Source organism: Pseudomonas sp. NFX183 (assembly GCF_047943075.1).
In the GTDB taxonomy this organism is placed as follows: Bacteria; Pseudomonadota; Gammaproteobacteria; order Pseudomonadales; family Pseudomonadaceae; genus Aquipseudomonas.
This window is the reverse complement of sequence record NZ_CP181333.1, coordinates 945,999-966,284: the sequence shown is the minus strand read 5'-3', so window position 1 is coordinate 966,284 and position 20,286 is coordinate 945,999. Positions and strand designations below refer to the sequence as shown.

Below are 20,286 nucleotides of genomic sequence, written 5' to 3'. Positions count from 1 at the left end.
TTACAGGTAGGTGATTTCGAGCGTGGCCGAACCGTCGAGCCGAACCTCAGTGCTCAGGTCCAGGCTGTCGAGTGGTGCAATAAATGCCTGCAGGCTCAGTAAAGCGCTGAGGTTTTGCAGGGCCTCGGGGCCCTGGGTGCTGCCGGCCGCCGAGGTAAACCCCAGAAGGCTGCGCGCGCCAACGTCGATGGGACTGCTGTTGGCAATGCTCCACGCCGAGCCGCCCGTGGTGGAGTCGGTGCGATACACCTGGGAGAAGTTGTCGGCGCTGACCTGGGCAGGGTCGACCGTCAGGTAGTAGCGCCCGATTTTCTGCCCGCGTGTATCCACGCCCAAGCCATAGGCGGTTTCATCCAGGCCGCCGGTGGCGGAGCCGTCGCGGTTGTCCTTCATGACCAGGGCAAACGGGGTCGGCCCGTCACAGGCCACCGTGAGCGTCAGCGGCCGGGTCGGCAGGCGTGTGTCCTGATCGTGGCTCAAGTCATTGATCGACAGCTTGCCAAAGCTCACCGTCCCCCCGTTGGACAGCCCGGGTGTGCAGGCCGCCGGCGCAAAGTGCGCTTGCAGGCGCAGCGCCCGCGAGCGCCCGGAGCCGGTAGCCTCGATCCGCCCGGTGGTGTCCCAGGTGACGGCATCGCGCACAGGCGTCGCGCGCTCCTCGGCATAGGCACTGACTGCCAGTTGCAGGGAGAAACTGCGGCCATGCGCGGGCAGGCCGTTGAGCATCGGTACCATGCCATGCTCGGGGCGCCAGTCCAGGGACTGGGCGCTGGCAATCGGCGGCTGGCCGCTGGCCGCCAGCAAACCCAGCGCTACAGCGCGGCCGTCCAGCAGGCCACCGTGTACGTGCACGCGGTAGCTGCCGCCCTGGGTGAAGCGCAAACGCTCGGCGCTGGCGGCCAGGCCGCGGTAGAACACGCTTAGGTCGCTGGTCTGCGGGCAGTCCAGGGTCATGCTCAGGCGCCGTTCACCCAGCAGTCGTTCAGGGCCGTGTACCGGGTCGATGGTGCGACGAATCGAGCCAAAATCCAGCAGCGACTCACTCACGTCCAGTCGGCAATCGTCCTGGGCCTGGGCGGTGCCCGTCAGTAGCAGGGCGGCGAGGCAGTAATGACGTTTCACGAGAGTCCTCACAGGGTCAGGCAACGGGCGGGTGCGGTTTCGAAATACACGTCGGGGTCGGCCTTTTGCGGCAGCTCAAAACGCAGGGCGCAACGCGGCTGCCCAGGGCCCTTGATCCATAACGGCCGAGGGTCGAGCACATTGGGCAGGAATACCTGGTTGCCCTCCTGCACCAGCGTGACGAACTCGCCGCCGTCGGTGGTGACCGTCGCGCCACGCGGCACCGGCCGGTCAAGGGTCAGCAAGGCCCGACGTGTCAGGGCGACGCCGAACTCAAGCCGGTCGACGGCACCGCGCCCTGCCGACACCACGGCCAGGCCATTGCTGATGTCGGCATTGCGCGGCAACGAGCGCGTCTGCACTTCCACCGGGCTACGGCCATAGGCGCTGATCTGCGGCACCACGGCCTGGCCTTGCCAGTCGGTCCACACCGGGCCGCTTGGCGTACTGACTTTGACGCCGGACATCTGGCCCACCGACAGCAGCGCAAACGTGTCGCGCACCGGGTAGGGCGACAAGGTCACGCCGTCGCCATGCACCACCACGCCGCCGCGAGCGCCGCCCTGGTAGCTGGAACGCGCGTCGCTGGAGCGGCTGTAGTTGAAGTCCAGCTGGCTGTAGAACGGCAGGGCGGAAACCCCGAGGGATGACTCGACCTCACGGTCGCGGCTGTCATGTTCAACGCCCACCCGATAGGCCAGTTGGTCGTTGAGCGGTTCGTTGACGCCGATGCCGATGCGGTGCTCGCCCCCGGAGTTACGCACCCAGGTGCGGCCTCGACGGTTCTCGCCCAAGGGCAGGCTGAGGTTCAGGTACAGGCTGTCATCGTTGTAACGGCGGCCGCCCATCTGCCATTCGGCGGTGGCGGACAGCGATACGCCGCCCACTTGCGTGCCCCACGACGCCAGTGCCCGGCTGCTGCTGTCGCCGGCAAACGAGGCGGCGCGCGACACGCCGAGGCTGAATGCTCCCAGCCATGGATGCGCCCAGGAGACCGTGGCGCTTTGCTGGTCGCGGTAGCGTGAGCGCTGCTGCTCGCGGGTATGGGCGGCGTAGGTCGATTCGGTGAGGTCGCGATAGCCCTCGCTGCGCCAGGCATTAGCGGCGCTGATGGCCCAGCGTTCACCCACTTGCTGAGACCACGAGAGGTCCACCTGCACGCCGCGCGCTTGCGCCTGGCGAGTTGCCTCGGCGACCACCACAGCCCCTTGCAACTGGCTGTTCTGCCAAGGCAGCACACCCAGGTTGGCCCCGGCCGAGCGATAGTCTTCGGCCGCCAGCAGGCCGCTGCCAAGAGTGATCAGTGGGTGGACTGCAGCCGTCCACCCGGCGCTGACCACCCAGGGTTCGGCGCCATTGCTGTCGCCGATGTTGCGCACCGTGCCTGCGGCCACGGCGTAACCCGGTGCCGGCAGACCCAGGCCCAGCATCGCCGCCGGCACGCTGAAGCGCCGTTCTTCGCCGGAGGCTTCCTTGACCGTCACTTCCACATCGGAGCGCCCGTTCAGGCGCGGCACATGGCTCAGGGAAAACGGCCCCGCGGGAACCACTGTGGAGTGAACCAACGCACCGTTTTGCCGCACCTCCACCTGGGCCGGGCCGTTGGCGATGCCATCGATCGTCGCGCCCTGATCCTGGTCTTGCAGCGCCTGCTCGGTGAGCACTTGCACGCCAGTGATCGGGGCTCCCGCCAGCACCGGGTTGTAGAGGTTGATCTGCCCGGCCTGCAACACCGCCTGCTGGCGGGCAAAGGTCCGTTGGGCGTAGGCGTCCAGGTGGTTGCTGCGCGAGACGCCGTCCTGCCAGGTCTGTACCTGGCGGCTGCGCACGATCCAGTCGCCGGCGTTAAAGCCGACTTCGGTGTTGGCCGAGCCGAACCGGCTGCTGCTGTCGCCGTACTCGTTGTGCAGGCCGGTCACATCGTAATTGAGCAAGGCTGCGAAACCGCCGGTGCTGTAGCCGGAAACGTCCTGTGGCGCAACGCGCAACGCTTGCGTGGGCACTACCAGTGACAGAGCCAGGCTGGCCGGGTCGGATTCGATCACCGTCTGGGGGTAGTGCTCGACAAAGGCGTGGCAGGCGTCAACGCGGCGTGGCGGCGCGACCAACTGACCGGCTTGCAACAAGGCGGCGTCAAAGCACAATGCGCCGTGGTCATCGAAGCTGACGTCGACCCGACCGCGCCGTTGGCCGTTGACCTCCAGGTTGACGGCGTGGCGGCCGCGGGTAAAGCGCGGCGTGTCCAGCAGCAGGCTGGCCAGTTGCGGGTCGATGCCACGCTGGTGCAGGGTCTGGTGGTCGAACGAACCGGTTGACGGCGCGTCGTCTGCCCAGGCCTGTTCGGCCAGCAGCAGATGGCTGAGCGCCCATGCGATGCCGCCCAGTTGTACGAGTGACGGGCGCGGCATAACGCCGGACAGGGCTTCGCCGTCACGGTAATTCATGACTGTGTTCACACAATTACACTCGTTTGATGGAAGCCCGAGGCGAGGGTTTCGGACGCGCCAGGCGGTCTTCCCGGTGACCTTCGCAGGAGGTCACTTCGTTTTATAGAGGCGTCGCCGCGGGTCGACGCGGTGGGATCAAGGCGTGATGGGGGCCTCGTAGGGCGCGACAGCAAAGCCATACACCGTGGCCGGCTGCAGGCGCACTGACGTCGCCCCCGTACCCTGGGCCGCGACCGTCAGGGTTTCTCCCGGCAGCACATACGTGCGCGGCAGCAAGGTCGAGCCGCTGCCGGGCAACAGCCGCACCGCCTGCGCAAGGCGCACCACGTACGGTGTGGGGTTGCGCACGCTGAGCCGGTCGCCGTCCAGGTGCCAGGTCAGGCCCAGCCACGGCTCACGGTTGGGTGCCAGCCCCTTGGGATGCAGGATCACCGGCAGGTTCTGGCGCACCGTGACGCCCACTTGGGCGCGCGCGGCCTCGGTGCCGATACGTTGCTGGGGCATGCCTTCGAAGACCACCCGTTTGAGCCGTTGGGTTTTAAGCGGCTCGTCCGCTTGCAGGATGAACCGCACCAGCTGACGCTTGCCGGGCTCCACCCGCGACAGCGGCGGAGTGACGAACAGCAAGGTGGCCTGGTCTTCGGGGATGTCTTCGAGGGTCACGTGCAACAGGGCCAGTTTGCTGTCGGTATTGGTCACGGACACGGCCGCTTCGCCGTCCGCCTCGTGCACGATGACCACCGAGGTGTCCGGCACCATACCGTCGGCCAGCGCCGCGGCAGAGCACCATAAAGCGAGGCCGGCACAACCGGCGCGTATCCAGGAAACATGCATCGTCATCTGAGGACTCATTCACTAAGGGTTACAGGTACTTGAGGTCCAGGGTGATCGAACCTTGCAAAGGCACTTCTTGCTTCAGCGTCAGGCTATTGGCCGGGCTGATGGCGGTGTCCACCCGCAGGCTGGCGACCAGTTGCCTGATGGGGATGGGCACCAGCGTGTCGAGGTGGGCAAAACCCATGGCGTGCCTGGGATGTGCATTGGGCTCGGGGTGCCAGGTGCTCCCGCCGTCCGCGGAGCTGATCACCTGCAGGGCGCCGCCGTCGCCCACCGGCCCGCGCAATGACAAACCCACCGACCCCAGGCGTTCGCTCGGTGCATGAATGTTCATGCCCAAGCCGTACAGAACGTCGGGCTTCACAGAGGAGTCCGGCTGATTGTCGATACCCACCATTGCAAACAGCGTCGGCCCTTCACAGTTGATGCTCAGGCCCATTTGCCGGCTGGGCAGTGAGGTGAATTCACTCGGTCTCAAGGTGCGCGCCGGGATCTTGCCGTAATCGATCAGGCCGCTGTCGGACAGCGACACGGTGCAGGCCTGGGGTGTGATCCGGCCGGTAACGCTCAGGTCCACGGTTGAGGCGGCGGAGGCCGGCGTCAGGTGCAAGGCGAACAGCGTGAGCGCCCGGGTGATGGTCGATGGGTTCATTGCGTCGTTATCACAGTGGGGGGTGGGTGCCGCCAGTTACAGGTACAGCACTTCAACGGTGGCATCGCCATCGATGGCCACTTCGTGGGTAACGTCATCCTGCTGGTGGGGGCAATCACGCCGCCCACGCAAGGTCGGGCTTACCAGTACTTCACTTGCAGCGTGGCATGACCATCGATGGGCATTTCATCCACCAGGTTCAGGTCGGTGCCTTTTACCAGGGTGGTGAAGGCGCTGAGTCGGGCGGTCAACACCTTCACGGCGATCGGGGCGTTGAGGTTGTCGGCGGCGGCGAAAGCGGTCAGCCCGGCATGGCCCAGGTACGTCGAAGGGCGCCAGTCGGCACCGCCGTTGCTGGATAAGAGGGTGCGTACCGGCACGTTGTCGGCGACCGCATCCAGTACGCTGAACGCCACACTGCCCAGCATCTGGTCGTCATTGACGCTGCCCAGGCCATGGCTCGCCGGGTGGATGGCCGATGTGCCGGAGCGGTTGTCGACGGTGGTCAGGGTGAACAGGGTTTCTGCCTCGCAGGTGACCTCCAATTGCAGGTTGACGGTCTCCAGGCGGGTAGGCAGTTGGGGATCGAGGTCCTTCACCGTCAACCTGCCATGATCGACGACGCCACCACTGGACAGGTTGGGCAAGCAGGCGCTGGGCGTGATCAGGCCGGTGATCCTAAGGTCAGTGGCGCTGGAGGCAAATGCCTGGGGAATGACGGCCATCAGCGCCGTGAACACTGGGGCGAGGGTGCGATGGTTCATGTAAAACCTCCAAGTAGGGCGATGCGCGCGAGGCTGATCCGATGCGTTATGGCATCGGGTCAGCGAGCCTTGTTTACAGGTACTTCACTTCGATCGTGGCGGAGCCGTCGAGGGGCACTTCATTGCTGAGGTTCAGGTCTTGTGCGGGCACGATCTGGGTCATGACGGCCAAGTCAGTGATCAGGTCCTGAATAGGCACGGGGACATACAGGCCACCGGAAACACCGCCGAAACCGGCCAGGTTGCCGCTGTACCAATATTCACCATCAATCGCGCTCCAGGTTTGCCCGCCGTTGTTGGACTCCAGGGGTATGACGCCGACGTTGTCCGCAACCGGGTTCACCAGCTCAAGGTGGTAGGTGCCGATTTTCTGCGTGTTATCGATCAAGCCCAGCCCATAGCCCGTCGCAACGACGGCTGAGGACGCTCGGTTGTCGTTGCCGTTCAAGCCAAACAAGGTCTGTGCATCGCAGTTCACACGCATCTGCAAGGTCACGGCTGGCAGATCAGTGGGGGTGCCTTGATTGAGGTCCTTGGCGGAAATCTTGCCGTGATCGACGATGCCGTTGGCGGACAAGGTTGGCGTGCAGGCACTCGGGGTGATCAGGCCTTTGACGATCAACTCCACCGAGCTTGCGGCAACAGCCGGGCCTTGATGAGCGGCCACTAAAAAGAGGGCGAGTGCTGCTAGGGACTTATTCATGTCGTGAGGTTCCGGTGCAAGGATTGCTGACTGTGCCTCAGGGCAAACAGCCATGTGTGTTGCGACCGTGGGGAGGACAGGCCGCGCCCCTTGTTGGGGTGCGGCGAATTTATAGAGGGGGGCGAGGCGGGGAAATACAACAAATACGAGAGTAGGCGGATAGCGCAAAGGCGCATTCGCTTATGTCAGAACCGGCTGTTGTTTACGTAGGAATTGTGAGGTTTCGTAGTTTTTGTATCGTCCAGGCGCAGTCATTCGAATACGTTTTGCGCCGCTGAAGCGTCATAAAAAAATCAAAAAGATGGTTCAGAATGCCGCGCCCGATCGGCCAGAGCGCGGCCGTTTCCTGCACGCATGGCGTGCCATCATCGTCCGTCGATACGGTAAGTTGAGGTAGTCATGTCATCAGGCATTCCCCCAGGCAGCAGGGGTGGGGATGACTCGCGGGCGTTGATCACCGTGCCTGCCTGTTGGCAACGGCTCAAGGTGTTGGTTGTTGACGACCATCCAGCCTACTGCCTGCTGATGAGCGGAACCCTTGACCGCCTCGGCCTGGGTCACCAAGCGTGCAGGGACGGGCGAGCTGCGCTGGCCGCCCTGGACGTGCAGCACTTTGATCTGATTCTGACCGACTGCCAGATGCCGCTCATGGACGGCTATGCCATGACGCGCGAAATCCGCCGCCGCGAACGTGAGGCGCTGTCGACGCGACTGCCCATCATCGGCCTGACCTCAAACCTGGGCCCTGACGAAGTCCGCCTGTGCCTGGAAGCCGGCATGGACGCGTGGCTGATCAAACCGCTGACTTTTTTGCAGCTGCACCACGTCTTGGTCTATTGGCTGGACCAAGCCCACGTGGGCGCATTCGAGCAGGGCACAAAGGCACAGGCATTGGTCGGGCAAAAAGGCTGGCCAACCCGTACGACGCTGGTGCAAATGTTTGGCCGCAGCGAAGTGGTGGACAGCATGCTTGGCAGCCTGATCCATGAAGCTCGCCAAGACCTGCGCGCGCTGTCGGGCGCGGTGATGCGCCTTGATGGCGCCGAAACCGTTCAACACCTGCACCGCTTGATTGGCAGCGTGGCCTTTCTGGGCGTCACCTCGCTGGAAAAACGCGGCCTGCAACTGATGACGCGGGTAAGTGGCGACGGTGTGGCCACGCATGCCCGCGACTTGATCCGGTTGCGCCAGGACCTGGTGCGTTACCTGGCGTACTTGTCGGCGCTTTGAAGACGCAGGCTTTCATCGGGGGTGAAGGAAGATTTCGCCCTGAGCTGTAGCTTCTTTCTGACGGCCTGCTCTGTTTGTTTTGTAGGTATAACTCTCGACAGCCACGAATGCTGCACGGGCTGCCCTGGCTGGTTTTCTTGGCGGTTGTTGCCGGCCACATCCGGCGCTATTTTGCGTAGGTCAAGTTGCCATCATGGTGGGTCTCATGCTTCGCGTAATAATTGCTGACGATCATCCGATTGTGCGTATCGGCCAAAAAGTCGTGATCGAGGCCAGTGGAAAGTGCAAGGTGGTCGGCGAGGCCGACGGCCCCGATCAACTGCTGGCGGTGCTCGACAGCACGCCTTGTGACCTGCTGGTGACCGACTTTGCCATGCCGGGCAATCAGCAGGCTGATGGGTACGGCCTGTTGAGCCTGATGCAACGCCAATACCCGCGATTGCCAGTGATTCTGGTGACCATGTTCGCCAACATCGCCACGCTGCGCGCTTCCTTCGCACAAGGCGCGCGGGCCATCGTGGCCAAGAGTGCCTCAGCCAGGGAGTTGCCGCAGGCCATCAAGGCCGTGAGCGAAGGCCATACCTTTGTCAGCGAAAGCCTGCGGGTGCAGTTGGTGGAAGCTGGCACCGGCGACCAGCAAGCCGTGCCGCAGTTGTCCGGCAAAGAGCGTGAAGTGGTGCGCATGCTCGCCAGCGGTATGACCGTCAGCCAGATTGCCGCCCGGGTCAATCGCAGCATCTCGACCATCAGCAAGCAAAAAAGCACGGCCATGAGCCGGTTGTGCATCTCCACCGACGTGGATTTGTTCGCCTACGCTCGCAGCAGTGGCATGGTGCCGTAAGCGTGGTCATTTGCGCGGCGAATGTCGGTAGCCTTACCGGCGCTGGCGGCTTATCGTGCGCCTACCTTTTCGATGCCTGCGGAGCCTGCCCATGAGTGATGCCCACAACGCCCTGATCACCGAGTTCTACAGTGCCTTCCAGCGCCTGGATGCCGAAGCCATGGCCGCCTGCTACACCGACGATGTGGTGTTCAGCGACCCCGCGTTCGGCGAGCTGCGTGGCCGTGACGCAGGTGACATGTGGCGCATGCTCACCACCCGCGCCAAGGATTTTTCCCTGACCTTCGACCACGTGCGCAGCGATGAAACCACCGGCAGCGCGCATTGGGTAGCGACGTACCTGTTCAGCGCCACCGGCAACACGGTGGTCAACGATATCGGCGCGCGGTTTGTGTTTCGCGATGGCAAAATCTGCGAGCACCACGATCACTTCGACCTGTGGCGCTGGTCGCGCCAGGCCCTGGGCCTCAAGGGGTTGTTGTTGGGTTGGTCGCCTGCGTTGAAAAACGCCGTGCGCGCCCAGGCGCTTAAAGGCCTGAGGGCATTTCAGGCCGGTCGTTGATAAGATTGGCGCTCCTCTGGTTTGCCGAAACGACCTGTGACTGATCTTCCTGAACCCAAACCCTGGTTTGTCTACCTGGTGCGCGCGGCCAATGGCTCGCTGTATTGCGGCATCAGCAATGACCCGGTGCGCCGCTTTGCTTCTCACCAAAGCGGCAAGGGCGCGCGGTTCTTTTTGTCCAGCCCCGCGGTGGCATTGGTGTACACCGAGCAATGTGCGAGCAAGGGCGAGGCGCTGCGCCAGGAGCGGCTGATCAAAAAGCTCAAGAAGAGCGCCAAGGAGTGCCTGGCGGCGAGCGGTTCATTGATTTGACTGATGGGTTCCCATCGCCCGCACGTGGGGCGTTGCAGGCTAAGCTAGCGGCTCACTTACTTGAGCGGAGCCTGGCATGTCTGAGTTGATCCTGCACCACTACCCGCAATCCCCCTTTGCTGAAAAAGCCCGCCTGATGCTGGGCTTCAAGGGCTTGTCCTGGCGCTCGGTGTTTATCTCGCCGGTGATGCCCAAGCCTGACCTCACGGCCCTCACCGGCGGTTACCGCAAGACGCCGGTGCTGCAAGTCGGCGCCGATATCTACTGCGACACCGCCTTGATCGCCCACCGCCTCGAGCAGGAAAAGTCCGCGCCGGCGCTGTTTCCCCAAGGCCTGGAGCTGGTCACGCAAAGCTTCGCCGCGTGGGCCGATTCGTTGGTGTTCTCGCATGCCGTTGCGCTGGTGTTCCAGCCCGAATCCCTGGCCGTCAAGTTCGCCAAGGTGCCGCCGCAGATGCTTGACGTGCTGGTGGCGGACCGCGCCAAACTGTTCAGCGGCGGCACCGCCACCCGCGTGCAATTGGACCGGGCCAAGCACCAATGGCCGACGATCATCAGCCGCATCGATCAGCAATTGCAGCACCAGGCAGGTGACTTCCTGTTTGGCGAGCCGTCGATTGCCGACTTTGCCCTGGCGCATCCGTTGTGGTTCCTCAAAGGCTCGTCGGTGACGGCGCCGCTGGTGGATGCCTATCCCGCTGTCGCTGCCTGGCTGGACCGTGTGTTGAGCTTCGGCCATGGCACTGCCAGTGAGATGAGCGCCGAACAGGCCTTGGAAGTGGCGCGTAACGCGACGCCTGCGGCCTTGCCGGATGAACTGTTCGAGGACTTGAACGGCTTCAAGCCGGGCCAGCAGGTGAGTATTTGCGCTACCGACTACGGCACCGATCTGGTGGCCGGCGAGTTGCTGTTCGCCGGGCGTGAGGAGTTGATCCTGCGGCGTACCGATGAACGCGGCGGCACCGTGCATGTGCATTTCCCACGGTTGGGGTTCCGCATTCAGGCGCAGTAAATAAAATTATTTTCAAAACAATGTGAGGTAAATCCACCGCCCATCCGTGTAGTGCTTGAAACTGCGATCTATTCGCATTAACAGCGTTTTCTACACGGGTTCTCACAGCATGAAATCGACGGCGGGCGGTTGGGTAAAACAGTGGCTGGGAGCCTCGGTACTGGCGGTGTCGGGGCTGGCGTTGCTGCCCCTGGCCGTGGCGCAGGCGCAGGAGCAGCAAAGCGCCCAGTTCAATTTTGCGCTGGCAGCCAAGCCGCTGCCCCAGGCCCTGAGTGATTTCAGCCGCGTCACCGGGATCAGCGTGATCTATACCGATGAAGCGCCCTACGGTCTCAGTGCTCCTGCCGTCAGCGGGCAAATGAGCGCGACCCAGGCCCTGCAACGCCTGCTCGGCCACTCAGGCTTTACCTTCCGCCAGATCGACGCCCACACCTTGGCCCTTGAACCTGTGCCCACCGACGGCGCGGTCAACCTCGGCGCCACCACCATCAGCGGCGCCGGCCAGGCCCAGGACAGCACCAGTTACCAGCCGCCGCCCACCAGCTCGGTGATGCGCTCCCATGGCCTGTTGCTGGAAACCCCGCAAACCGTCAACGTGGTGCCCGCCCAAGTGCTGCGCGACCAGACCCCGCGTAACCTGGATGACGCCCTCGCCAATATCAGCGGCATCACCCAGGCCAACACCTTGGCCAGTACCCAGGATGCGGTGATGCTGCGCGGGTTTGGTGATAACCGTAATGGCTCGATCATGCAAGACGGCATGCCCGTGGTGCAGGGGCGTGCGTTGAACTCCACCGCCGAGCGCGTTGAAGTGCTCAAGGGCCCGTCGTCATTGTTGTACGGTATTCAAGACCCGGGCGGCGTGGTCAATATCGTCAGCAAAAAGCCGGAACTGACTCAATCCACCTCCCTGACCGCACGTGGCTCGACCTTCGGCGACGGCAAGAACGGCAGTGGCGGTAACCTCGATACCACCGGCCCGATTGGCGACAGCGGCCTGGCGTACCGACTGATCGTCGACCATGAAGACGAAGATTACTGGCGCAATTTCGGCACCCACCGCGAGACGCTGGTAGCGCCGTCCCTGGCCTGGTACGGCGACACCACCAAAGTGGTCTTTGCCTACGAGCACCGCGAATTCCTCTCGCCGTTTGACCGGGGCACCGCCATCGATCCCAAGACCAATCACCCGCTGAACATCCCCGCGACCCGGCGCCTGGATGAGCCGTTCAACAACATGGAAGGCCGCTCCGACCTGTATCGCCTGGAAGTCGACCACGACTTGAACGACGACTGGAAGGCGCACTTGGGCTACAGCTGGAACCGCGAGACCTATGATGCCAGCCAGGTGCGCACGGTTTCGGTCAATTCCAACGGCACCCTGACCCGCAGCATGGACGGCACACGGGGGGCGCTGACCACCGATCGTTTTGCCACAATGAGCCTGGAAGGCAGCGTCAACGTCGGTGGCATGCAGCATGACCTGGTGTTTGGCCTGGACGATGAGTACCGCAAGATCTACCGCGCCGACTTGATCCGCCAGGCGCAACGCAGCGCCTTCAGCTACCTCGATCCGGTCTATGGCAGGGACGTGCAAGGCACCACCGTCAGTGCCAAGGACAGCGCCCAGACGGACCTGCTGCGCAGCGACTCACTGTTTTTCCAGGACGCCATTCACCTGACCGATCAGTGGATCCTGGTGGGAGGTGTGCGCTATCAGATGTATGACCAGTACGCCGGCAAGGGTGTGCCGTTCACGGCCAACACCAACGGCAATGGCCAGGCGTGGGTGCCGCGCGCCGGCCTGGTGTACCGCTACACGGATGAGTTGTCGTTCTACGGCAGCTATACCGAGTCGTTCAAACCCAACTCCACCATCGCCGCCTTGGCCGATGGCAGCACCTTGACCGGCGACCTCACGCCTGAGGAGTCCAAGTCGTGGGAGCTGGGCGCCAAGCTCGACATCCCGGGGCGTATTACCGCCAGCGCGGCGTTGTTCAATATCGATAAGCGCAACGTGCTGGTCTCGGTGGGATCAGGGGCCAACACCGTTTACAGCATTGCCGGCCAGGTGCGCTCCCGTGGCCTGGAGCTGGACGCCACCGGCCAGTTGACCGACCAATGGAGCGTGATCGGCAGCTACGCGTACACCGATGCTCTCGACACCAAGGACAAAGACCCGACGCTTGAGGGCAACCGCCTGCAAAACGTGGCCAAGCACACGGGCTCGCTGTCGGCGGTCTACGATTTCGGCACTATTTTTGGTGGTGATCAATTGCGGTTGGGCGCAGGCGCCCGTTATGTCGGCGAGCGCGCAGGCGATGCCGCCAACGATTTCAACCTGCCGGGCTACACCGTCGCCGACGCGTTTGCCACCTATGACACCAAGATCGAAGGCCAGAAGGTCAAGTTCCAGCTCAACGTGAAGAACCTGTTCGACCGCACGTACTACACCTCGGCCGCGAGCCGGGTGTTTGTGTCGCTAGGCGATGCGCGGCAGGTGTCGGTGTCCAGTACGCTTCAGTTTTAATGCGTCAGACGGGCTGCTGTTGTGGCAAGCCCGCTCGCCACAACGGCATTGAGCTGGTAGCGTTGCCGCCACTGAAGACTTCGCGGGAAAACGCTACTGATGCACTTGGGCAGATGGATACACACCAGCGCGATGCTGGTCGGCTTGAGCTTTTTACTGGGCGGCTGCGCGAGTGTTTCGCAGACTTCCAACTCCCTTGATCAACTGCTGGCCGACCCGACGCTGCACGGCGCCACGGTTTCGCTGACGGTGCGTGACGCGCGCAGTGGCGCCACGCTTTATCAGCACAACCCGCGCACGCGCCTGGTCCCCGCGTCCAATCTCAAGCTGCTGACCACGGCGGCGGCGATGGACGTGCTGGGCCCGCAATACCGGTTCTCCACGCAACTGCTGAGCAATGGCATACGCCAGGGCGATCGCCTGACGGGCAACTTGTACCTGCGTGGCCTCGGCGACCCGACGATTCAGTTCGCCGACTACCAGGCCCTGGCAGCGCAACTGGCCAGCCAGGGTGTTCGCCAAGTGCAGGGCGACATCGTGTTCGACGACACCTGGTTTGACGCCGAGCGGCTCGGTGTCGACTGGTCCCACGATGATGAAACCACCTACTATGGCGCGCAGATTTCGGCGCTGACCGTGTCACCCAATGCGGATTTTGATGCGGGCAGCGTGCTGGTCACAGCCAAGGCGCCAGCGCGTGTCGGCCAGCCAGTGAGCGTCGAGATCTTCCCGCCCACCGATTACCTGCAATTGAGCAACCGCGCGGTCAGTGGGCCGGGCAACACCTACGGGATCAACCGCCGCCATGGCACCAACCTGTTGCAGCTCAGCGGTGCGGTGGCGCCGGGCAGGCAGAGCCCGCAGCTGGTGAGCGTGTGGGAACCGACGCAGCTGGTGGCCAATCTGTTTGAACAGGCCCTCAAACAGCAGGGCATCACGGTACTCGGGCGTCGAATGGTGGGGGCTGCAACCCCTGCCGGCGTGACCGTGCTGGCCGAGCATCAATCGGCGCCGTTGCAGGAATTGATCACGCCGCTGCTCAAACTCTCGAACAACAACATGTCTGAAGCCTTGCTCAAGGCCATGGGCCGTCAGACCGCCAACAGCGGCACGGCGGCGGCGGGTGTGGTGGCAGTCGCCGGTTTCCTCAAGCGTCAGGGCCTGGATACCGCGGCGCTGCACCAAGTCGACGGCTCCGGGCTGTCGCGGCAGAACCTGGTGTCGTCGCAAACCCTCACCGACCTGCTGCTGGCCGCGCGCAAACAGCCGTGGTTCAACGCCTGGTACAACGCGCTGCCGATTGCCGGCAACACTGACCGCATGACCGGCGGCAGCCTGAGCTATCGCTTGCGCGGCACGCCGGCTGAAAACAACCTGCATGCCAAAACCGGCTCCATGGGCGGCGTCTCGTCATTAAGCGGCTACATCACCGACGCCCATGGGCGCACGTTGGTGTTCTCGATGCTGAGCAATAACTACGTGGTGGCCGGCGCGCAGGTCAAGGCGCTGGAGAACCGCGTGGCCGTGGCCCTGTCACGCTGGGACGATTGATTCAGGGCTGATAGCCCATCCGCCAACTCACGGCCTGGGTCGCCGCCAGCAAGCGTTGCGCCGCCGGGCCATCTTCATCGGCGTGGAACAGTGAGGTCGGGCCGACCACGGTCATCACGGCCGCCACCTGGCCGACCGCGTTGAATACCGGCGCCGACAACGCGTCGACGCCGGGCATCAGCAAGCCGTGCACAAAGTGCAGGCCACGGCTGCGGATCTGCTCGCAGGCGGTGGCGTAAGCCTGATCGTCCGCCAAGGCATGGGCGACACCGGCCTGAATCTCGCGCTCGCGCAATTCCACGGTTTCCCGCGACGGCAGATAAGCGCTGAACACCAGCCCGGTGGACGAGCTGAGCAGCGGCAACACCGAACCCAGCTGCGTCACCACCGTGATCGCGCGCACTGCCGGCTCGATGTGCACGACGGTCGCGCCCTGGTTGCCCCACACCGCCAGAAAGCAGGTTTCATTCAATTCATCGCGCAGTTCCGCCAGGGGCAGGGCGCCGACTTTCAGCACATCCATGCTGCCCAGCGCGGCCAGCCCCACGCGCAACGCCTCGCGACCCAGGCCGTAATGGTTGGTGGCGGTGTTCTGTTCAGCAAAGCCCGAGGCGATCAACGCCTGTAAATAGCGGTGGACCTTGCTCGCCGGCATCTGCACATGCTCGGCCAGGCGCGACAGCGACGTGGCCGGCGACAGTTCGGCGAGGGCCTTGAGGATATCGGTGCCCACTTCGGCCGAGCGGACTTTCTGTTTACCGGTGTCGCGGGGCTTTTCCATGGAGGAGCGAGAATCCGAGAGGGGGAATGGGCGTCTTTATAGCTTGACGGTCGACAGTGATCAAATTACGTTATGCGTAACTGGATTACGATAAAAACAACTTCCGCTCAGAGGATGATCCATGAACCTCGAATACCAATCGGGCTTTGGCAATCAATTCGCCAGCGAAGCCCTGCCTGGCGCGCTGCCCGTCGGCCAGAACTCCCCGCAAAAAGCCCCGTACGGCCTGTACACCGAACTGTTCTCCGGCACGGCCTTTACCATGGCGCGCAGCGAAGCCCGTCGCACCTGGCTGTACCGCATTCAGCCGTCGGCCAATCACCCGGCGTTCGTCAAGCTTGAGCGGCAACTGGCCGGTGGGCCGTTGGGCGCAGTGACGCCCAACCGCTTGCGCTGGAACCCTCTGGATATTCCGAGTGAGCCCACCGATTTCATCGACGGCCTGGTGGGCATGGTTGCCAACGCCGGGTCGCAACAACCGTCTGGCATCAGCATCTACACGTACCGCGCCAATCGCTCGATGGAGCGCGTGTTCTTCAACGCCGACGGTGAACTGTTGATCGTCCCCGAGCAGGGCCGCCTGCGCATCGCCACCGAATTGGGCGTGCTGGACGTGGAGCCGCTGGAAATTGTCGTACTGCCGCGTGGCCTGAAATTTCGCGTCGAACTGCTGGATGCCCAAGCACGCGGCTACATCGCAGAAAACCACGGCGCGCCGCTGCGCCTGCCGGACCTTGGCCCGATCGGCAGCAACGGCCTGGCCAACCCGCGTGACTTCCTCGCGCCGGTTGCCCACTACGAAGACCTCAAAAAGCCGACAACGCTGGTGCAGAAATTTCTCGGCGAACTGTGGGCCTGCGAACTCGATCACTCACCGCTCAACGTGGTCGCCTGGCACGGTAATAACGTGCCGTACAAATACGACCTGCGCCGGTTCAACACTATCGGCACGGTGAGTTTCGATCACCCTGACCCGTCGATTTTCACCGTATTGACCTCGCCCACCAGCGTGCACGGCCTGGCCAACCTCGACTTCGTCATCTTCCCGCCGCGCTGGATGGTGGCCGAGAATACCTTCCGGCCGCCGTGGTTCCACCGCAACCTGATGAACGAATACATGGGCCTGATCCAGGGCGCCTACGACGCCAAGGCCGAAGGCTTCCTGCCCGGCGGCGCCTCGCTGCACAGCTGCATGAGTGCCCACGGCCCGGACGGTGAAACCTGCACCAGGGCGATCAATGTCGAGCTGGCGCCGCACAAGATCGATAACACCATGGCCTTCATGTTCGAGACCAGCCAAGTGCTGCGCCCCACACAGTTCGCCCTCGAATGCCCGCAACTGCAACCCGCTTACGACGCGTGCTGGGCCTCCCTGCCTGCCACCTTCAACCCGAACCGGAGATAACCCATGACTCAACCAACGCTAGCCCGCAGCTGGGTGGCCTCCGCCAACGGTCACCAGGACTTTCCCCTGCAGAACCTGCCGCTGGGCGTGTTCAATATCAACGGCTCGGCACCGCGCAGCGGCGTGGCGATTGGCGACTGCATTCTCGACCTGCACGCGGCCCTGGATGAGTTTGACGGCGAAGCCCGCCGCGCGGTGGAGGCGACTGTCGGCGGCCAGTTGAATGCGTTGTTCGAGCTTGGCCGTGGCCCGCGTTTGGCCTTGCGCGAACGCCTGCTGGAACTGCTTGCCGAAGGCAGCAAATTGCAAACCCGTGAGGCGCAAGTGCTGCACTTGGCCGCTGATTGTCAGATGCACTTGCCGGCAAAAATCAGTGACTACACCGACTTCTATGTCGGCATCGAACACGCGCAGAACGTCGGCAAGCTGTTCCGTCCCGACAATCCTCTGCTGCCCAACTACAAATACGTGCCGATCGGTTATCACGGCCGTGCCTCGACCATTCGCCCGTCCGGCACCGAGGTGCGCCGCCCTAAAGGCCAAACGCTGCCGGCCGGCCAGACCGAGCCAACGTTTGGCCCTTGCGCGCGCCTGGATTACGAACTGGAACTGGGCATCTGGATCGGCCAGGGCAATGCCATGGGCGACGCGATCGCGATTGGCGATGCGGCCGAGCATATCGCCGGTTTCTGCCTGCTCAATGACTGGTCGGCGCGCGACATCCAGGCCTGGGAATACCAGCCACTGGGCCCGTTCCTGTCGAAAAGTTTCATCACCAGCATTTCGCCCTGGGTGGTGACGGCCGAAGCATTGGAGCCGTTCCGCAAAGCCCAGCCGGCACGCCCCGAGGGCGATCCGCAACCGCTGCCGTACCTGCTGGATAAGCGTGACCAGGCCGCAGGCGGTTTTGATATCGAACTGGAAGTGCTGCTGACCACCGCCGCGATGCGCGAGCAAAACCTGCCGGCCCATCGCCTGACCCTGAGCAACACCCAGCACATGTACTGGACCGTGGCGCAGATGGTTGCGCACCACAGCGTTAATGGTTGCCAATTGCAGGCCGGTGATCTGTTTGGTTCGGGCACGTTGTCTGGCCCGCAGCCGGGGCAGTTCGGCAGCCTGCTGGAGATTACCGAAGGCGGTAAAAAGCCGATTGAACTGGCCTCGGGCGAGGTCCGTAAGTTTCTCGAAGACGGCGACGAAATCATCCTGCGCGCGCGTTGCAGCCGCGAAGGGTTTGCCTCCATCGGGTTCGGCGAATGCCGTGGCACCGTCGTCGCGGCGCGTTAAGAGGGCAGGGCGATGGAACTCTACACTTACTACCGCTCCACTTCGTCATACCGCGTGCGTATCGCCCTGGCGCTCAAGGGGCTGGACGTCACCGCAGTGCCGGTCAACTTGCTGGTGCCGCCGGGCGGTGCCAATCGCCAGCCGGACTACCTGGCGATCAACCCGCAGGGCCGCGTGCCGGCGTTGCGTACGGACGAAGGTGATCTGTTGATTCAGTCACCGGCAATCATCGAGTACCTGGAGGAACGTTATCCACAGGCACCGCTGCTTTCCAAAGACCTGGCCACGCGGGCCCATGAGCGCGCAGTGGCGTCCATCATCGGCTGCGATATTCACCCGCTGCACAACTCCAGTACCCAGAACCTGTTGCGCAAGTGGGGGCACGATGAGGCGCAATTGCTGGAGTGGATCGGGCATTGGATCAGCCAGGGCCTGGGCGCGGTGGAGCAGCTGATTGGCGATAAAGGCTTTTGCTTTGGCGAACAGCCGGGGATGGCGGATGCGTTTTTGATTCCGCAGTTGTATGCGGCGGAGCGTTTCAAAGTGCCATTGGGCGCTTATCCGCGCATAGGACGCGTGGCGGCTCTAGCGGCGCAGCATCCGGCATTTGTGCAGGCACACCCGGCTAACCAACCCGACACCCCGGACACACCCTAAATCAATGTGGGAGCGGACTTGCCTGCGATAGCGCAGTGTCAGCCAGTGATGGCGCACATGACAGGCCGTCATCGCCGGCAAGCCAGGTCCCACAGTTGATCAGCGTCACCCTTATAAAAATAATAGGTACCTTGCGATGCACAATCAGATTGCCAGCTTCCGTGCGGCACTCGACGCCCGTCCGGTGTCGCGCTATCAGTGGTTGATCCTCGTGTTGCTGGCGTTGCTGCTGGTCACCGATGGCTACGATGCCCAGGTGCTGGGCTATGTGGTGCCGGCATTGGCCAAGGATTGGGGCCTGGAAAAAGCCGCGTTCGGCCCGGTGTTCAGCGCCAACCTGCTGGGCCTGACGCTCGGCTCGCTGTTGGTGACGCCATTGGCGGACCGCTTCGGCGTGCGCCGCATCCTGCTCGGCTGTGTGCTGATCTACGCCAGTCTCACGGTGCTGATGGTGTTTGCCAATTCCCTGACCACGTTGATGGCCGCGCGGTTTATCTGCGGCATCGGCATGGGCGGCGCGATGCCGAGTGCCATGGCGCTGATGTCAGACTACTCACCCCCGCGGATGCGCACCTTGATGGTGACGCTGGCCGCGTGTGGCTTTTCGTTTGGCGGCGCAGCCGGTGGTTTTGTCGCCGCCGGGTTTATCGAAGGCTACGGCTGGCAGGCGGTGTTCCTGGCGGGCGGCGTGACGCCGTTGCTGCTGTTTCCTTTCCTGATGTGGCTGTTGCCGGAATCCCTGCCGCGCCTGTTACGCGATGCACCGCCGTATGCGCGCTTGCGTAAAGTCACCGCGCGCATGCTGCCGGGGTGGCAACCGCCGCTGGCGAGTGAAGCGCAGAACCTTCAGGAGCAGGGCAGCAAACTGACGGTGGTGGAGCTGTTTCGCAACGGTTACGCGCGCCCGACCGTGCTGATCTGGGCAACCTTTTTCGTCAGCCTGATCCTGCTGTATTTCATGATCAGTTGGCTGCCGTCGTTGTTGCTGGAAAGCGGCCTGCAATTGAAGCAAGCCAATCTGGTGACCTCGATGTTCCTGTTTGCCGGCACCTTGGGCGCCATCGGCATGGCCTGGTTTGCCGATCGCTTGAAGAGCAAAGTGCGGCTATTGTCCGGCGTGTTGGCCGCCGCTGCGGTGTGCACCATCCTGCTCGGCCTGAATCACGATAACCCGCGTTATCTGGTGGCCTGTGTGTTTGCGGCCGGGTTCTGCATCATCGGTGGGCAACTGACCCTCAATGCCTTCGCCAGCAATTTCTACCCGGCACACGTGCGCGCCACGGGCACCGGCTGGGCATTGGGCGTGGGGCGATTCGGGTCAATCCTGGGGCCGCTGTTTGGCAGCATGCTGTTGGCCATGCATATTCCGGTGCAGCAGATTTTCTTCTTCTGCGCGATTCCGGCGGTGATTGCGGCGTTGTTGATCATTCAGGTGCGTTCGCCTGGATCAGCTGCGGCGAAGGGGCCACTCCACAGCGATATTCTCAAAGCACCGGCCAAGCACTGATCTTGTTGGCTTGGCAGACTTTGTAGCGAGCTGGCGTGTTGTTGCGAGCGGGCTTGGCGTGGCGAGCGGGCTTGCCCCGCGTT

At 63.3% G+C, this 20,286-nt stretch carries 18 protein-coding genes; 11 read left to right on the top strand and 7 right to left on the bottom strand.

Annotation, left to right across the window (positions count from 1 at the left end):
- The 6 genes from ACM530_RS04625 to ACM530_RS04600 form a co-directional block, all read right to left on the bottom strand.
- Window positions 1-1,122 (bottom strand): DUF1120 domain-containing protein, encoded by a 1,122-nt coding sequence (locus ACM530_RS04625; protein WP_416364350.1) that lies wholly within the window; start codon window positions 1,120-1,122, stop codon window positions 1-3.
- An 8-nt stretch (window positions 1,123-1,130) separates the two neighbouring features.
- Window positions 1,131-3,578, bottom strand: coding sequence for a fimbria/pilus outer membrane usher protein (locus ACM530_RS04620; protein ID WP_416364349.1), 2,448 nt, complete (start codon window positions 3,576-3,578; stop codon window positions 1,131-1,133).
- Between the two features lie 126 nt (window positions 3,579-3,704).
- Window positions 3,705-4,403 (bottom strand): fimbria/pilus chaperone family protein, encoded by a 699-nt coding sequence (locus ACM530_RS04615; RefSeq protein ID WP_372241471.1) that lies wholly within the window; start codon window positions 4,401-4,403, stop codon window positions 3,705-3,707.
- 28 nt (window positions 4,404-4,431) lie between these two features.
- Window positions 4,432-5,058 carry a DUF1120 domain-containing protein gene (locus tag ACM530_RS04610; RefSeq protein WP_416364348.1) on the bottom strand — a complete coding sequence of 209 codons (627 nt, stop codon included), beginning with the start codon at window positions 5,056-5,058 and terminating at the stop codon, window positions 4,432-4,434.
- 140 nt (window positions 5,059-5,198) lie between these two features.
- Window positions 5,199-5,822: a DUF1120 domain-containing protein gene (locus tag ACM530_RS04605; RefSeq protein WP_369300933.1), complete on the bottom strand. Its 624-nt coding sequence runs from the start codon at window positions 5,820-5,822 to the stop codon at window positions 5,199-5,201.
- A 73-nt stretch (window positions 5,823-5,895) separates the two neighbouring features.
- Complete coding sequence (locus ACM530_RS04600) at window positions 5,896-6,525, bottom strand: DUF1120 domain-containing protein (protein ID WP_145161312.1); 630 nt, start codon at window positions 6,523-6,525, stop codon at window positions 5,896-5,898.
- A 399-nt stretch (window positions 6,526-6,924) separates the two neighbouring features.
- Here ACM530_RS04600 and ACM530_RS04595 point away from each other — a divergent pair, with 399 nt between their 5' ends.
- The 7 genes from ACM530_RS04595 (at window position 6,925) to dacB (ending at window position 14,563) form a co-directional block, all read left to right on the top strand.
- Window positions 6,925-7,755, top strand: coding sequence for a response regulator (locus ACM530_RS04595; protein ID WP_262210610.1), 831 nt, complete (start codon window positions 6,925-6,927; stop codon window positions 7,753-7,755).
- 205 nt (window positions 7,756-7,960) lie between these two features.
- The gene (locus ACM530_RS04590; protein WP_145161315.1) at window positions 7,961-8,596 is read left to right on the top strand and encodes a response regulator transcription factor; all 636 of its coding nucleotides are present in this window, start codon (window positions 7,961-7,963) and stop codon (window positions 8,594-8,596) included.
- Window positions 8,597-8,687: 91 nt separating this feature from the next.
- A complete protein-coding gene (locus ACM530_RS04585; RefSeq protein WP_416364347.1) occupies window positions 8,688-9,158 on the top strand; it encodes a nuclear transport factor 2 family protein in 471 nt (156 codons plus the stop codon).
- 36 nt (window positions 9,159-9,194) lie between these two features.
- Window positions 9,195-9,470, top strand: coding sequence for a GIY-YIG nuclease family protein (locus ACM530_RS04580; RefSeq protein WP_025855645.1), 276 nt, complete (start codon window positions 9,195-9,197; stop codon window positions 9,468-9,470).
- A gap of 76 nt (window positions 9,471-9,546) precedes the next feature.
- Window positions 9,547-10,482: a glutathione S-transferase family protein gene (locus ACM530_RS04575; protein ID WP_145161319.1), complete on the top strand. Its 936-nt coding sequence runs from the start codon at window positions 9,547-9,549 to the stop codon at window positions 10,480-10,482.
- Between the two features lie 109 nt (window positions 10,483-10,591).
- Complete coding sequence (locus tag ACM530_RS04570; RefSeq protein WP_262210605.1) at window positions 10,592-13,012, top strand: TonB-dependent siderophore receptor; 2,421 nt, start codon at window positions 10,592-10,594, stop codon at window positions 13,010-13,012.
- A 99-nt stretch (window positions 13,013-13,111) separates the two neighbouring features.
- Window positions 13,112-14,563, top strand: coding sequence for a D-alanyl-D-alanine carboxypeptidase/D-alanyl-D-alanine-endopeptidase (gene dacB / locus ACM530_RS04565; RefSeq protein ID WP_262210604.1), 1,452 nt, complete (start codon window positions 13,112-13,114; stop codon window positions 14,561-14,563).
- 1 nt (window position 14,564) lies between these two features.
- On the opposite strand, the gene ACM530_RS04560 is transcribed toward dacB, so the two are convergent.
- On the bottom strand, window positions 14,565-15,344 hold the full coding sequence (locus tag ACM530_RS04560; RefSeq protein WP_416364346.1) for an IclR family transcriptional regulator: 780 nt from the start codon (window positions 15,342-15,344) through the stop codon (window positions 14,565-14,567).
- Window positions 15,345-15,465: 121 nt separating this feature from the next.
- On the opposite strand from ACM530_RS04560, the gene hmgA reads away from it, so the two are divergent.
- The 4 genes from hmgA to ACM530_RS04540 all read left to right on the top strand — a co-directional run bounded on the left by hmgA (window position 15,466) and on the right by ACM530_RS04540 (window position 20,203).
- Window positions 15,466-16,749: a homogentisate 1,2-dioxygenase gene (hmgA, locus tag ACM530_RS04555; protein ID WP_416364345.1), complete on the top strand. Its 1,284-nt coding sequence runs from the start codon at window positions 15,466-15,468 to the stop codon at window positions 16,747-16,749.
- Between the two features lie 3 nt (window positions 16,750-16,752).
- Window positions 16,753-18,039 carry a fumarylacetoacetase gene (gene fahA / locus ACM530_RS04550; protein WP_416364344.1) on the top strand — a complete coding sequence of 429 codons (1,287 nt, stop codon included), beginning with the start codon at window positions 16,753-16,755 and terminating at the stop codon, window positions 18,037-18,039.
- Between the two features lie 12 nt (window positions 18,040-18,051).
- Window positions 18,052-18,696, top strand: coding sequence for a maleylacetoacetate isomerase (gene maiA, locus ACM530_RS04545; protein ID WP_145161330.1), 645 nt, complete (start codon window positions 18,052-18,054; stop codon window positions 18,694-18,696).
- A 136-nt stretch (window positions 18,697-18,832) separates the two neighbouring features.
- Window positions 18,833-20,203, top strand: a complete 1,371-nt coding sequence (locus ACM530_RS04540) for an MFS transporter (RefSeq protein ID WP_416364343.1) — start codon at window positions 18,833-18,835, stop codon at window positions 20,201-20,203.
- The last annotated feature ends 83 nt before the right edge of the window (window positions 20,204-20,286 follow it).